Origin of the sequence: Rhodocyclus purpureus, assembly GCF_016653115.1 — a bacterium.
GTDB classification, from domain to species: domain Bacteria; phylum Pseudomonadota; class Gammaproteobacteria; order Burkholderiales; family Rhodocyclaceae; genus Rhodocyclus; species Rhodocyclus purpureus.
In genome coordinates, this window is record NZ_NHRX01000061.1 from 13,867 (window position 1) to 27,310 (window position 13,444).

Annotated in this window: 13 protein-coding genes; 8 read left to right on the forward strand and 5 right to left on the reverse strand. The window is 67.3% G+C overall.

Annotated elements, in window-relative coordinates:
* Positions 1-97: 97 nt before the first annotated feature.
* Entirely contained in the window at positions 98-907 is an 810-nt protein-coding gene (locus CCR84_RS12190) for an HAD-IA family hydrolase (RefSeq protein ID WP_242508705.1), read from the reverse strand.
* A 129-nt stretch (positions 908-1,036) separates the two neighbouring features.
* On the opposite strand from CCR84_RS12190, the gene CCR84_RS12195 reads away from it, so the two are divergent.
* From CCR84_RS12195 to CCR84_RS12210, 4 genes are all read left to right on the forward strand, one after another.
* Complete coding sequence (locus CCR84_RS12195; protein WP_201212658.1) at positions 1,037-1,804, forward strand: SIR2 family NAD-dependent protein deacylase; 768 nt, start codon at positions 1,037-1,039, stop codon at positions 1,802-1,804.
* 132 nt (positions 1,805-1,936) lie between these two features.
* Positions 1,937-3,262 (forward strand): ABC1 kinase family protein, encoded by a 1,326-nt coding sequence (locus tag CCR84_RS12200; RefSeq protein ID WP_201212660.1) that lies wholly within the window; start codon positions 1,937-1,939, stop codon positions 3,260-3,262.
* Between the two features lie 317 nt (positions 3,263-3,579).
* A complete protein-coding gene (locus CCR84_RS12205; protein ID WP_201212662.1) occupies positions 3,580-4,017 on the forward strand; it encodes a PAS domain S-box protein in 438 nt (145 codons plus the stop codon).
* A gap of 157 nt (positions 4,018-4,174) precedes the next feature.
* Positions 4,175-4,675 (forward strand): hypothetical protein, encoded by a 501-nt coding sequence (locus CCR84_RS12210; protein WP_201212664.1) that lies wholly within the window; start codon positions 4,175-4,177, stop codon positions 4,673-4,675.
* 76 nt (positions 4,676-4,751) lie between these two features.
* On the opposite strand, the gene CCR84_RS12215 is transcribed toward CCR84_RS12210, so the two are convergent.
* Complete coding sequence (locus CCR84_RS12215; RefSeq protein WP_201212666.1) at positions 4,752-5,357, reverse strand: nitroreductase family protein; 606 nt, start codon at positions 5,355-5,357, stop codon at positions 4,752-4,754.
* Between the two features lie 285 nt (positions 5,358-5,642).
* Between CCR84_RS12215 and CCR84_RS12220 the strand changes: the two genes are divergently transcribed.
* The 3 genes from CCR84_RS12220 to CCR84_RS12230 all read left to right on the forward strand — a co-directional run bounded on the left by CCR84_RS12220 (position 5,643) and on the right by CCR84_RS12230 (position 7,215).
* Positions 5,643-5,936 (forward strand): DUF2934 domain-containing protein, encoded by a 294-nt coding sequence (locus CCR84_RS12220; protein WP_201212669.1) that lies wholly within the window; start codon positions 5,643-5,645, stop codon positions 5,934-5,936.
* Positions 5,937-6,084: 148 nt separating this feature from the next.
* Positions 6,085-6,621: an HPF/RaiA family ribosome-associated protein gene (locus CCR84_RS12225; protein WP_242508706.1), complete on the forward strand. Its 537-nt coding sequence runs from the start codon at positions 6,085-6,087 to the stop codon at positions 6,619-6,621.
* A gap of 123 nt (positions 6,622-6,744) precedes the next feature.
* Positions 6,745-7,215: a YbhB/YbcL family Raf kinase inhibitor-like protein gene (locus tag CCR84_RS12230; RefSeq protein ID WP_201212671.1), complete on the forward strand. Its 471-nt coding sequence runs from the start codon at positions 6,745-6,747 to the stop codon at positions 7,213-7,215.
* A 114-nt stretch (positions 7,216-7,329) separates the two neighbouring features.
* On the opposite strand, the gene CCR84_RS12235 is transcribed toward CCR84_RS12230, so the two are convergent.
* Positions 7,330-8,028, reverse strand: a complete 699-nt coding sequence (locus CCR84_RS12235) for a protein-L-isoaspartate(D-aspartate) O-methyltransferase (protein WP_207186287.1) — start codon at positions 8,026-8,028, stop codon at positions 7,330-7,332.
* A 133-nt stretch (positions 8,029-8,161) separates the two neighbouring features.
* On the opposite strand from CCR84_RS12235, the gene CCR84_RS12240 reads away from it, so the two are divergent.
* Entirely contained in the window at positions 8,162-8,740 is a 579-nt protein-coding gene (locus tag CCR84_RS12240) for a Tll0287-like domain-containing protein (RefSeq protein WP_201212674.1), read from the forward strand.
* A 42-nt stretch (positions 8,741-8,782) separates the two neighbouring features.
* On the opposite strand, the gene CCR84_RS12245 is transcribed toward CCR84_RS12240, so the two are convergent.
* Positions 8,783-12,379 carry a response regulator gene (locus tag CCR84_RS12245; RefSeq protein ID WP_201212676.1) on the reverse strand — a complete coding sequence of 1,199 codons (3,597 nt, stop codon included), beginning with the start codon at positions 12,377-12,379 and terminating at the stop codon, positions 8,783-8,785.
* 188 nt (positions 12,380-12,567) lie between these two features.
* Positions 12,568-13,194 (reverse strand): SAM-dependent methyltransferase, encoded by a 627-nt coding sequence (locus tag CCR84_RS12250; RefSeq protein WP_201212678.1) that lies wholly within the window; start codon positions 13,192-13,194, stop codon positions 12,568-12,570.
* Between the last annotated feature and the right edge of the window lie 250 nt (positions 13,195-13,444).

The following is a 13,444-nucleotide window of genomic DNA, read 5'->3' on the forward strand; positions in this document are numbered from 1 at the left end:
CTTCTGGTCTCCGTGATGGGTGTTCTGAAAGCCCTTGCGGGCATCGTGGCCATTATGGCCGAAAGGGCGGAAATAATGTCAAGGTATTGATGGAAAATTAGTGGCTGGCGGCGGCGTGCCAGGCGACGAGGTCGGCGAGGCTGACGCGGTCGCCGGCGGCGACCATGCCGGCGAGCGGGCGCGCCGGCTGCCCTTCGTCACCCAATCCATCGACGACGGCGAGGGCGCCGCTGAAGTCCTCGCCGCGGGTGCCGGCGTGCGCGGTGACGACGAAGGGAATGCCGGCTGCGCGCGCTGCGGCGCTGCCGACTGCCGAGTCCTCGATCGCCAGGCATTCGCCGGCGGCAAGGCCCAGTGCTTCGAGCACGTGCAGGTAGATGTCGGGCGCCGGCTTCTTGCTCGAGACGACGTCGCCGGCGCCGATGAACGCGAAGCGGGCCGGACCGTCCTCACCCAGCTGCCCGACGAGGAGCGCACGCACGCTGTCCGGCGAGGTGGTGGTCGCGATTGCCGCGACGAGGCCGGCGGCGGTAATCTCGTCGAGCAGGCGGCGGATTCCGGGGCGCAGCGCGATCGCCCCGGCGGCGGCACGTTCGGCGTAGAGCTCGGTCTTGCGCCGGTGCAGGCGGGCGACCGCGTCGGCGAAATCCGGACGCTGGACGAATTCCGGCGCGCTGTTGCGTGCATAATGCGCGATCCTCTCCTTGCCGCCGGTCACCGCGAGCAGTCCCAGGTACTCTTCCGCCGACCAGTGCCAGTCGAGACCGGCTTCGGCGAAGGCCTGATTGAAGGCCGGCAGGTGTCCGCCGAGTTCGGTTTCGGCGAGCGTGCCATCGACGTCGAAGATCACCGCACGCAGCGGCATCTGCGGCCTGTGATTGCTGGCGGTCTGACGGGGAAGGCTCATCGTGCTTGTCCTCGGGTACTGTTGCTGCGATCGATGGCGAGAGTCTAGGAGAGATTGTTGTTTATTTAAAGTTAATGTTTTTTTGTGTTTTGATAAGCTTTATTTTGTGTATTGGCGGTGAATTCGAGCATGACACGATCGATTGAGACGGCGCTCGACGCCGTCGCCGAGAAACTGGGCCGCGCCCGCAGCCTGCTCTTCATCACCGGCGCCGGCATCTCCGCCGACTCCGGCCTGCCCACCTACCGCGGCGTCAGCGGCCTCTACAACGAAGGGACGACCGAGGAGGGCCTGGCGATCGAGGAGGTGCTCTCGGGCGAGGTCTTTGCGCTGCGTCCCGATCTCACCTGGAAGTACCTCGCGCATATCGAGGAGGCGTGTCGCGGCGCCGCACCGAACGAGGCGCACCGGGCGATCGCCGCGCTCGAGCAACGCGTTCCGCGCACGCTGGTATTCACGCAGAACGTCGATGGTCTGCACCGCCAGGCCGGCAGCCGCAACGTGATCGAGGTGCACGGCAGCGTCCATGAGTTGCAGTGCACTGCCTGCAGCTGGGAGGAGTCCATCGAGAGCCTCGAGGGCCGTCCGCTGCCGCCGCCTTGTCCGCGCTGTGGCGCGGTGCTGCGGCCGAAGGTCGTCCTTTTCGGCGAGGCCTTGCCCGAGGGCGCGATCGAGCGCCTGGTCGGCGAGATCCAGCGCGGTTTCGACATGGTGTTCACCATCGGCACCTCGAGTGTCTTCCCGTACATCAAGGAGCCTGTCCTGTGGGCGATCCGGGCCGGCGTGCCGACCGTCGAGATCAACCCGCACGTAACGCCCTTGTCGCGGCGCGTCGACTATCATCTGCCGCTCGGCGCGGCGGCGGCGATGCAGGCGCTGATGGCCCGGCTGCGCTGATGTACGTCCCCGATTCGGGTCTGCCTCGGGCCTGCCGGCCCGCCCACGGCAGGCCGACGGCGCGTGAGCAATCCCGGTGGGAGCGGCGGCAGCCGCGAACGAGGGTGGGAGAGGTTCCGGAGATTTTTCGTGATGGATGAAAGACAGTTTGGCCCGAGTGCGCCGGTGCCGCGTGGGCGCAGCCGCCGCTTCCTGCACCTCGGTCGCGCCGTCGGCGAGATGGCGGCGGCTGCCGCCGCCGACGGCCTGGCGCAGCTCGCGCGCGGGCAGAAGCCGCAGCTCTCGCAACTGATGCTGACCCCCGACAACGCGCGTCGCCTGGCCGAGCGGCTGTCGAAGATGCGCGGTGCGGTGATGAAGGTCGGCCAGCTGATGTCGATGGACGGCAAGGACGTGCTGCCGCCGGAATTCGCGCAGCTGCTCGCCAGCCTGCGCGACAGCGCGCACACGATGCCGCTGCCGCAGCTCGCCGGGGTGCTCGACGAGGAGTGGGGAGCGGGCTGGCAGGAGCGCTTCCGGCGCTTCTCGTTCAACCCGATCGCTGCCGCGTCGATCGGCCAGGTGCATCGTGCCGAGACGCACGACGGGCGCACGCTGGCGGTCAAGATCCAGTACCCCGGTGTGCGTGACAGCATCGACAGCGACATCGCCAACGTCGCGCTGATCGCCAGGCTGCCCGGGCTGGTCCCCGCCGGCTGGGATCCGGCGCCGATCCTCGAGCGCGCGCGCCAGCAACTGCACGAGGAAACCGACTACGTCGCCGAGGCGCGCCTGCTGACCGCCTACCGCGACTGCATCGGCGACGACCCGCTGCTCAGCGTGCCCAGGCTGCAGGCGGACCTGTCGACGCCGCGCATCCTCGTCACCGAGTTCGCCGCCGGCATCTCGATCGACCAGCTGGCGCAGGGCGCGCATCCGCAGGCCCTGCGCGACCGCATCGCGGAAGCGCTGGCGCGGCTGGCGCTGCGCGAGCTGTTCGAGTTCCGCCTGATGCAGACTGATCCGAATTTCGCCAATTACCTCTACGACGCGGCCAGCGACCGCATCGCGCTGCTCGATTTCGGTGCGACGCAGCCGGTCGACCCGGAACTCGTCGAGATCCTGCGCGAGCTCGGTCGCGGCCTGCGCGACCGCGACCGCAAGCGCCTGCGCGAGACCGGCATGCGCGTCGGTTTCATCGGCGAGCGCGACTCGCCGGCACAGGTCGAGGGCGTCATCGACATCATGCTGCTGTCGAGCGAACCGATGCGCCATGTCGGTCCCTACGACTTCGGCAACTCCGACCTGTTCGGGCGCGCCTACCGCAGCGGTCGCGACCAGTACGTCGAGAACGGCTTCGCCAGCCCGCCGCCGACCGAGATGCTGCTGATGCAGCGCAAGCTCGCCGGCGTCTTCATGCTCGCCTCGCGCCTGCGTGCGCGCATCGATGTCGGCCGCCTGTTCGCGCCCTACCTCTGAACACCCGCATCGCTGCCGCCGGCCTTCTCCATCCACGGCGGGGGCGGGGTTCCTGCGCCCGCCGTGCGAGAATTTGTAACGAATATATGCTATACGTGAGTGGGCGAAGGGGTTTTATGATTTTGTAATAACTGCCAAGTTGCTCCCGTTTCCCTTCGCAATGTTCTCTTCCGGCCGATCGGCCTTCAACCTGGATTGGAGATCAAAGTGAGACCTGAGGGAAAACAGCGCGACGAGAAGAAACCGGCGGATGACTTCACCCGTGGTCATCCGCTGTCCGGCGGGGTCATGATCCGGCGCAGTGCGGGGAGGCTGCAATGACCCCATCGTTCCTGTCTTCGCCCGCTCCGGCGCGCCGCAGCGCTTCCGTACCCGGCCTTCTGACCAGCGAGGAAAGGTCGGAGGCAGCCTTCCTGACGCTCGATGGTGACGGCTTCATCCGCGATTGCGATGCTGCCGCCGAAGAACTCTTCAAGTACCGGCGCAGCGAACTGGTCGGTCAGCAGATCGCCTTGCTGCTGCCGGAACTGGCAGGATCCAGGCTGCTGGAGAAGGGGCAGCCGAATCCGCACCTGCGTCATCGCTGCCGCATCGGTCGCGAGTTTCGGGCGCTCGCCAAGGACGGCGAAGCCTTCGTCGGCAAGCTGTTCCTCAACCTTCTCGACGGCTCCGGCCACGCGCGGCTGACGCTCGTCTTCTGCCCGACCGCACTGGCTGGAGAATACGATCGTTCCGGGCAGGAGAGGGCGCATTGAGCGCCTGGCCCGACTTCGCCCGCCGCGCGCACCCTGCCGGCCTTGCGCTGCGCGCGGGCGCGCTCCCGCAGGCGCTCCGCATCCGCGGGCGCGCCTGCGGGAGCCTGCAGCCTGCCGCCGGGCGCAATCCCATTGACCGAGATCCAGGGAGATGATGATGGCACGCAATCCGATCGATACCGCGCAGCGCGTCAGCACGCGCCTGGCGGAGTTCATCGAAAGCCAGTGCAACGACCCGGAGGTCGAACAGCCGATCACCCTCCGCCAGTTGCGCCAGCTGCTGGGCAGCCTGCTTCCCGAGTCGGCAGGCGCTGGCGAAGGCATGCAGGGCTTCGATGCCATGGAAGCCGACGTCCACGAACTCGACGCGCTGATCGAAGAGTACGGCGAGGATGCGCTCGCCGTCGACTTCCTGCCCGTCAGCGCCAGCGAACCGCTCTCGCGGGTGATCGAGAGCGTGATGAACGACGAAAACCGCGAGTACGTCGCAACCCTGGGCACGGTGCGGGAAGCGATGAGCAACGGCCTGCTGACCCGCCTGGTCGGTGACGGAGTGCTCGACGAAGACGAGGACGACTCGCTCTGCGAGGAGATCGACGGCCTGATCGAACGTGCCGGCGCCGACGCGCTGGCCGAGCATTTCCTGCGCTACGAGTGAACTGGCGCTCGCGGCGCGCCATCGCCGCCGCGCTCCGGGCTGGAACGGCGCGGCGGGGAGGCGGGGCCTCTCGGTTTCAGCCCTCCGCTTCGGGAAAGCCGAACCTGCCCTCGGCGACGAAGGCGGCGAGCGGCTTGCGCGGGCTCGGCAGCTCGCGTTCGCGCAGCACCGGCGGCAGCGTGTCGCGCTCACCGAGCTTGCCGATGGCGATCACCGACTCGAGCGCAAAGCCTTCCGGAACGCCGAGAGCCACACGCGCCTGGTCCCGGTCGAAGCCGCCCATCGTGTGCGCGTGCCAGCCGGCGAGGCTCGCCTGCAGCGACAGGTAGGCCGCGGCCGCTCCCGTATCGTAGGAATGGCTCGCATTCGGTACCGCTTCCGCCTGACCGGGCGGAACGAGTTGCGTCGCCGAAACGACGACGACCAGGGCCGACGCATGTTGCGCCCAAGAGCGGTTGAAGTCGACCAGCAGTCCGAGGAAGGTCGCCCACTCGGCGCTGTCCCGACGCGCGTAGATGAAGCGCCAGGGTTGTGCATTGTAGGCCGAGGGCGCCCAGCGCGCCGCCTCGAACAAGGTCGACAACTGCGCATCGTCGATCGGCGCGTCGGCAAAGGCGCGCGGCGACCAGCGCTCGACGAAGAGGGGGGAGACTCCGTTGTCCACGGGGCGAGGGTTTGTCATGATGATCCTCCTGCTGGGTTGATGACGTGCGGCTTGGGGCGACCTCGATCGCCAGCACATAGCGTAGCGCATGCGGGCCTGCTCAGAGCTCATGTCCCGCTGCCGGGTGACGCCACCGATCACCGGGCGAGAATGTCGATAGAATCGGAAAAGAGCATTGTCATTATTTTTTCTGGTGCTATCATCGGCTTCGCCCGGCTCGCCGGGGCAGCCATCGGCTAGCCGTTTTCGTGCAGCCACGAGGACCGAGGATTTTCCGCCAACCCTTTCTCCGGAGTCGACATCATGACGAAGCAGACCAACTCTCCCGCGAAGACCGCGTCCAGGGCCAGCAGCGAAGTCAAACCGACACGCGTGCGCAAGCGCAGTGCGACGGCGCAGTCGGATTGTGAATCGGCGCAGTCCGCAGGGTGCAGCGCAGCCTCCCTTGCCGACGATGAGATCCTCCGTCACGTCGCCGAAGCGGCGTACTACATCGCCGAGCGGCGTGGCTTTCAGGGCGGATCACCCGAAGAAGACTGGCTGGCCGCCGAGGCACAGATCCGTCAGTCTCTGTCCGGCAACGCTGCGCGCAGCTGAAGCTGCCTGCAGGCATCGGCTCGATCCCGTGCAGCGCGGCCGACCGACGCGCGCCTTGTCAGGCATGCAGGCACGCGCTTCCTGAACGAGTCCCGCCGGGTGCGCGACGAAGAAGCCTGGCGCAGGGCGGGCAACATGCGAAGGGGACATGATGAAGCTACCCACCCAGATCGTATTCCGGGACCTGGCCCGCTCGGAGGCCATCGAATCCGCCATCCGGGAGAAAGTGGACAGACTCGACACCTATTGCGAGAACATCATGGCTTGCCGCGTCACTGCGGCGGTCATCAGCAGACACAAGCATCAGGGCAAGCTGTACAACGTGCGTGTCGACCTCACCGTTCCCGGCAGCGAGATCGTCGTCAATCGCGACAACGCCGAGGACATCTACGTGGCGATCCGCGATGCCTTCGATCACGCGCGGCGCAAGCTCGAGGATTTCGTCCGCCGCCAGCGCGGTGACGTCAAGAGCCACGAGCAGGAAGCACACGGGCGCATCGCCCGCCTCTTTGCCGACGCGGGCTACGGCTTCATCGAGGATGCCGACGGTGCCGAGTATTATTTCCACCGCTACAATGTCGTCCATCCGGACTTCGACGCGCTCGCGATCGGCGACGAGGTCGTTTTCCTGGCTGAGGCGGGCGGCGAGGGCGCGCAGGCCAACCGTGTCCATGTCCGCAAGTAGCGCGCCAGGCAACCCATGCCCGACACCGCGAACGCGCCGGCGTGGCGCTCCGGGTTCCGGCGCCTGGTGACCTTTTGCCTGTCGGGCATCGTGTCCGCCTTTGCCCACGCCAGTGAGGAGCGCATGACACTCAGCATCAGTTCGACTGCCTTTGCCGATCACGGGGAGATTCCCGGGCGCTACACCTGCCAGGGCATGAACGTCTCGCCGCCGCTCGCCTGGGCAGGCATCCCAGCCAAGGCCAGGAGCCTCGTCCTCATCGTCGACGATCCCGATGCTCCCGATCCTGCCGCGCCGCAAAGGACCTGGGTCCATTGGCTGCTCTACAACCTTCCCGTCGGCAGCGACGGTCTGCCCGAGGCTGTCCACTCGCTGCCCGCCGCCACCCTCGAGGGCAGCAACGACTGGCAGCGCACCGGCTACGGCGGTCCCTGTCCGCCGATCGGCCGGCATCGTTATTTCCACAAGCTCTACGCGCTCGACCTCGTGCTGCCCGACCTGAACCGGCCGACCAAGGCACAGCTCGAACATGCGATGCGCGGCCACATCCTCGCCGAAGCCCAGCTCGTCGGCACCTACCAGAAGACGCCTTGAGCCCGGTACGGCACCGGCCTCTCGTGGGAGGGCCGGCAGGCCCGAATGCGGAACCGCCCCACTGCTGCTTCACGTCAATGAAGACGCGCTCCCCGCTGCGACGGCCCGTGCCGGTCAGCGCGGGGCTTCGGGCTCCGGAAGATCGGTGCGCCCGGTCAGCGGGACGAAGATGACCGGCAGCACCGAGCGGTCCTCGATGTGGCCGGACTCGTCCTTCCTGATCACGCGCAGGTCCTGTCCCCAGAAGCGGTCGCCCACCGGAATCACCAGCTTGCCCCCCGGTTTGAGTTGTTCGAGGAGCGCCGCCGGGACCCGGGTCGCGGCCGCCGTGACGATGATGCCGTCGTAGGGCGCGTGCTCGGCCCAGCCAAGATTCCCGTCGCCGATGCCGACCGTGACGTTGGCGTAGCCGAGGCCTTGCAGCCGCCTACGCGCATTGCGCGCGAGTTCCTCGATGATCTCCAGCGAGTACACCTGTTTCACCAGCCGCGACAGGACGGCGGCCTGGTAGCCCGAGCCGGTGCCGATTTCGAGGATCACGTCGTCTGCCTGTGGATCGAGCAGGTCGCTCATCAGCGCGACGATGAATGGCTGCGAGATCGTCTGGCTGTGGCCGATCGGCAGCGGCCTGTTCTGATGGGCGGCCCATTGCAGTCCGTCGGGAACGAAGGCCTGCCGCGGTACCTGACGGAAAGCATCGAGCACGCGCGGCGCCAGCGTACTCCTGCCGGTCAGGTGCCGGGTGCTGCGCACCTCTTCCCTGATCTCGTCGAGCAGGGCAAGGAATTCCGGGTCGATCGCGTGCTTCATCATCGTCCTCCACTGACTTCCATATATGACAATCTAGAGCACGCGGGGAAGGCAGGCCTCATTCCTTATGCGCAAGCCATGACTTCAACCTGGCTTTTGCGGTAGCATCAGAGTTTTCTTATTCACCAGGTGCGCGATGAAGTTCAAATCCCTTGTTCTGCTCTGTTCCCTGCTCGCAGCGGCCGATCTTGCGCTCGCGCAGGATATCGACGCGGTGCTCGCCGACACGAAGAAGACCGCGCTGCCCTTGCTGCCGAAGGTCGTCGGTGCGATGCAGTCGGCGGTTGCCGCCAAGGGGACTGCCGGCGCGATTCCGGTTTGTCGTGTCGAGGCGCCGGCGCTGCTGCACGAGATGCGCCAGCAGACCGGCTGGAACATCAAGCGTGTCAGCCTGAAGACGCGCAATGCGGTGACGGGTACGCCCGATGCGTGGGAAGCGAAGCAGCTCGCGCTGTTCAACGTCCGCGCCGCGAACGGCGAGAAGCCCGAGCAGATGGAAGTGTCGGAAGTGGTCAGCGACGGCGACGGCAAGCGCTCGCTGCGCTACATGAAGGCGCTGCCGGTCGCGCCGGTGTGCGTGCAGTGCCACGGCCCCGCGGCGACGCTCTCCGACGAACTTAAGGCGGCGCTGGCGCGCGATTATCCCGACGACCGGGCCACCGGCTATCACGCCGGCGAGGTGCGCGGCGCGCTGTCGGTCAGGCGGCCGCTGTAGTCGGGTAGCGCAGCGGGCTGTCCGCGGACGGCCCGTGTCGGCTCACAGCTCGATGCCGTGGACGCTTGCTGCCGCGCGCAGCTGTTCCAGTGCGGTGGAAAAGTCGAAGTTTTCGATCGCGGCGGCGATGCGCCGGAACGCGTCGCCCAGTGCCGGGCGCAGGGACTGCTGTTCATCGCGGAGGAACTTCCCGGCGCTGAAGTCGTCGTCGCGCAGCAGTTGCGCCAGGCGCGTGCAGCTTTCGCGCAAGCGCGGCAGGGCCGGTGCCGCCGGCGTGGCGTCTGCGGGCGCGAGCGCCGCGGCGATCGCGGCGATCAGCGGCAGCAGTTCGGCGAGCACTTGCGCGCGCAGTTCCTCGAGGATTGCCACGGGCAGGCGGTTGCGGATGGCGTGCTCGAGCTGTTCGGCCAGCGAACGGACCGTGCCGGCGGCGATCTGGGCGGCAGCGCCCTTGAGCGTGTGCGCGCCGCGTTCGGCCAGGGCCCAGTCGGCGGCGCCGATCGCGTCGCCGATGCGCGTCGCCGCGTCGGCCTCGGCATCCACGAATTTCGCCAGCAGCGAGAGATAGAGCTGCTCGCGTCCCAGGCATTGGCGCAGTCCGGCGTGCACGTCGAGTCCGCCGAACCCGGCCAGCCGTTCGAGTGCGCCGGCCGGCGGCGCCGGCAGTGGCGCCCTGTCCACGGCCGTGCCGGCCCCTGCTGCGGGCGGGCGCCTGATCCATTGCAGCAGCTTGCTGGCCAGAACGCCGGGGTCGATCGGCTTGGCGAGATGATCGTTCATCCCTGCTTCGAGGCAGCGTTCGCGGTCGCCGGGCAGTGCGTTGGCCGTCATCGCAACGATCGGCAATGCCTGCAGGCCAGGCAGCTTGCGCATGGCGCGCGTCGCAGCGAGTCCATCCAGCACGGGCATCTGCATGTCCATGAGCACGATGTCATGACTGCCCTGCTGCACCATGGCCAGCGCGACGGATCCGTTCTCGGCGAGATCGACGACCATGCCGAGTTCCTGCAGCAGTTCGATCGCGACCTGCTGGTTGAGCTCGTTGTCCTCGACCAGCAGGGCACGGGCGCCGACCAGGACTGAGCTGTCGCTGGGCGTGGCGGTGAACTCCTCGCGCCGCTGCCGTGATCCGGCGCCGAGCGCGCGCATGATCGTGTCGAGGAGCAGCGACGGGCTCATCGGCTTGAGCAGGATCTCGCGCACCCCGAGTGCTTCGGCGTCTTCGGCCAGTCCTTCCCGGCCATAAGCGGTCATCATCACCAGCGGCAGGTCCGGCCCCAGGCGACTGCGGATCGCGCGCGCGGTGGCAATGCCGTCCATCTCCGGCATCTGCCAGTCGATGAAGGCCAGCGCGTAGGCGTCGCCGGGAGCGCTCGCCTCCCGGGCCCGCGCCAGTTCGGCCAGCGCCTCGGCGCCGGAGGCGAGCGCGGTGACCCGGAAGCCCATGCAGCGCAACATCGCCGCGATGATGTTGCGCACGTGTTCGCAATCGTCGACGACCATGAGGCGGCGGCCGAGCAGGTCGGGAATCGGCTGCAGACGCGGCCGCGTTTCCTCGCCCTTGCCCAGAAGTGCGGTGAACCAGAAAGTCGATCCCTGCCCGGGAACGCTGTCCAATCCGACTTCGCCGCCCATCAGTTCGACCAGGCGCTTGGCGATGACTAGGCCGAGCCCGCTGCCACCGTAGCGGCGGGTGGTCGAGCTGTCGGCCTGCTGGAAACTCCGGAACAGCAGGCCGCGCCCTTCCTCGCTGATACCGATCCCGGTGTCGCGCACCGAGAAACGCAACAGCAGTTCGTCGTCGCGCTGCTCGGCGAGCCGGACCTCGATGTCGATCTCTCCGCGCTCGGTGAACTTGACCGCGTTGTTGGCGTAATTGGTCAGCACCTGCGCGATGTGCAGGGGATCGCCGAGCAGGCGGTTGGGGACGTCCTCGCCGACATCGATCACCAGTTCGAGTCCCTTGCTGCCGGCCTTTTCGGCGATCAGCGCGGCGACCCCGTCGAGGACCCGATCCAGTTCGAACTCGATGCGCTCGACGACCATCTTCTCGGCCTCGATCTTTGAAAAATCGAGGATGTCGTTGATGACGCCGAGCAGGTGCTTGCTCGATCCGTGGATCTTGCGCAGGTAATCGGACTGCTGCGGCGTCAGCGGAGTCTTCTGCAGGAGATGCGTCATTCCCATCACCGCGTTCAGCGGCGTGCGAATCTCGTGGCTCATGTTGGCGAGGAAATCGGCCTTGCTGCGCGCAGCGTCTTCGGCCAGCGTGCGCGCCCTCGCCATCTCGGCGATCGCCGCCCGCTCGACGGAGATGTCCTCGATCGTCCCGACGACGCCCTTGCCGGGGTCGTCACGGTCGATGGCTTGTGCCATCACGCGCGCCCAGAAGCGGCTGCCGTCCTTGCGCAACAGTTCAAGTTCCTCGCGATACGGCTCCCGGGCGATACCCTCCGTGATTTTCCGGCCGGCCTCCCGGTAATCGCTTTGCTGCGCATAGAGCACGGCGGTCGATTGGCCGAGCAGTTCACCGGCCTGGTAGCCGAACAGTTCGTCCATCCTGCGGTTGCAACGCGTGATGAGCCGCTGCCGGACGAGGAGGATGCCTACCGTCGCCGTGTCGAGGATCACCTGTTGTTCCTCGTTCGCCTGCCGCAGCGACTCGGCCATGGCCAACCGGCGCTGGCCGGCGTTGAAGAGCCGCCATGCCCCGGCCGCCACCAGCAGGGTGAGGGCAAGGCAGAGCGCAGCCCAGAGCGCGATGCTCGTCCTCGATTCGGCGAGGATGCTGCCGGTGGCGCGGCCGACGAGGACGTAGAAAGGATGCTTGCCCGCCTTGTGGTAGGCATTGAGCCGTTCGATGCCGTCGAGCGGCGAAATCGCCCGGTAGACGCCGCTTTGCGGGGAGCGCGCGATCAGTTCGCGCAACTGCGGCGACACCGAGCGGTTTCCCGTGCCCTGGGTCTCGTCTGCCAGCGCCGGGAAGCGCGCGATCAGGGCCATGTCCGCGCTGCGCAGGGCGGCCATGCCGCCGCTGCCCAGTTCGAGCTGCGACAGCAACTCGCCGAGCTTCTCGGTTTCGAGGCTGGCGTAGACGACCCCGGCGAAGCTCCCGTCGGCATGCTCGAGCCGGCGCGCAAGGATCAACACCCACCTGGCGCTGATCCGGGAAAAGATCGGCCCGTTGATGATCAGACCGGCTGCGGGGTCGTCGCGGGCGGTGATGAAGTGCTCGCGATCGCTGAGATCGAGCAGGCTGATTTCTCCCCCCGAGCCGTAGCGCTGGATGCCCGCGGCGTCGAGGATGCGCAGGTTGAGGATCTCGGGGAACGGCGCCTGTTGGCGGTCGAGAAAGGCGTTGAGGCGCCTGGGGTCGATGCGGCCCTGCGCCTCCATATCCCGGTAGTAATATGCCGCCGACTGGACCAGCGCATCGCTGCGGGCGACGAGCGCATCGATCTGCTCGCTGAGCACCAGCGCCATGTTGTGCACCGCGGTTTCGGCGCGTCTTTCGTTGAGCCGAACTTCCTGCCAGACGGCGAGGGCAGCGACCGCCATGCTGATGACGGCAAAGAAGACGACCGCAGCGACGTAAGGCAGGTACGCCGCCGGGCCCGCTGGTCTTCTTTCTGCGTTCATGGCGCCTTTCGTCGGGGCCGTTGGTCTTCCTGGGCAAGCGCCATGTACGGGTCGCCTGCGCCTCGGCATTCAGGATAGATGAGCGAGGCGGCTCCGGAGTTCCCTTCCCCCGCAGAAATCGGTGAGTTTTGCCGCCGGGGCGCGCCCGCCCCGGCGAATGCAGGCGACGACAGGCGCCAGGGGCAGGCTCAGGGCTTGCGCGCGACCATGCCGATCAGCGCCGAGCGGCCGCGGTGGCCACTGCCCTCGGCGATGTCGTCCTCGTAGTCGACGAGTTCCTCGATCTCCCAGTCGGCAAACGCCTCGCGCAGCAGTTCCGCCGTGTACAGGTTGTCGACCGTCGAGGGACCCCCGGTCTGGTAGTCGAGCTGCTTCGGCGTGTAGCCCTGGAGCAGGATGCGCCCGCCGGGCGCCGTCACCCGCTTCAGCGCGGCGAACTGCCGGTCCCGTCCCTCGGGGCCGACGAACTGGATGAAGATGCCGACCACCCAGTCGAAGGCGTCGTGCAGTTCGGCCGGCGGCCAGTCTTCGGCGAGGATGTCCGCCTTGACGAAGTCCACCTTGAGGCCGCGTCCTGCCGCCAGTCGTTTCGCCTTCTTCAGCGCCACCTCCGAAATCTCCACTGCAGTCACCTCCAGCCCCTGTTCGGCGAGCCAGACCGAGTTCCTGCCCTCGCCGTCGGCGATCGACAGCGCCGTGCGTCCGCCTTGCAGCAGTGCGGCGCGATGGGCGAGAAAGCGGTTCGGTTCGGTGCCGAACAGGTATTCGTCACCGGCGTTCTGGTAACGAGCGTTCCAGCGGATTTCCTGGCTCATGGGGTTCCCTTTCCTGGTTGAATGCAGCGCGATACGCGGTGGCGAAAGCAGGGTGGGCGTCGTGCTTCCCCGCCGGCCAAGCCCCGACCGCGTACGCTACATTCTGGCAGCAAAGCGTGCCACTTCAAACCGATCACTTCTTCGGCATAGACCGATGTGCTATCCTGAAGTGCCGGGAGGGCGCGCCCGGCGATCCCGATCTTCCGTCTCCGCTCGCGATCGTTCTCCGGCGCAGCCGGAATCAGATCCT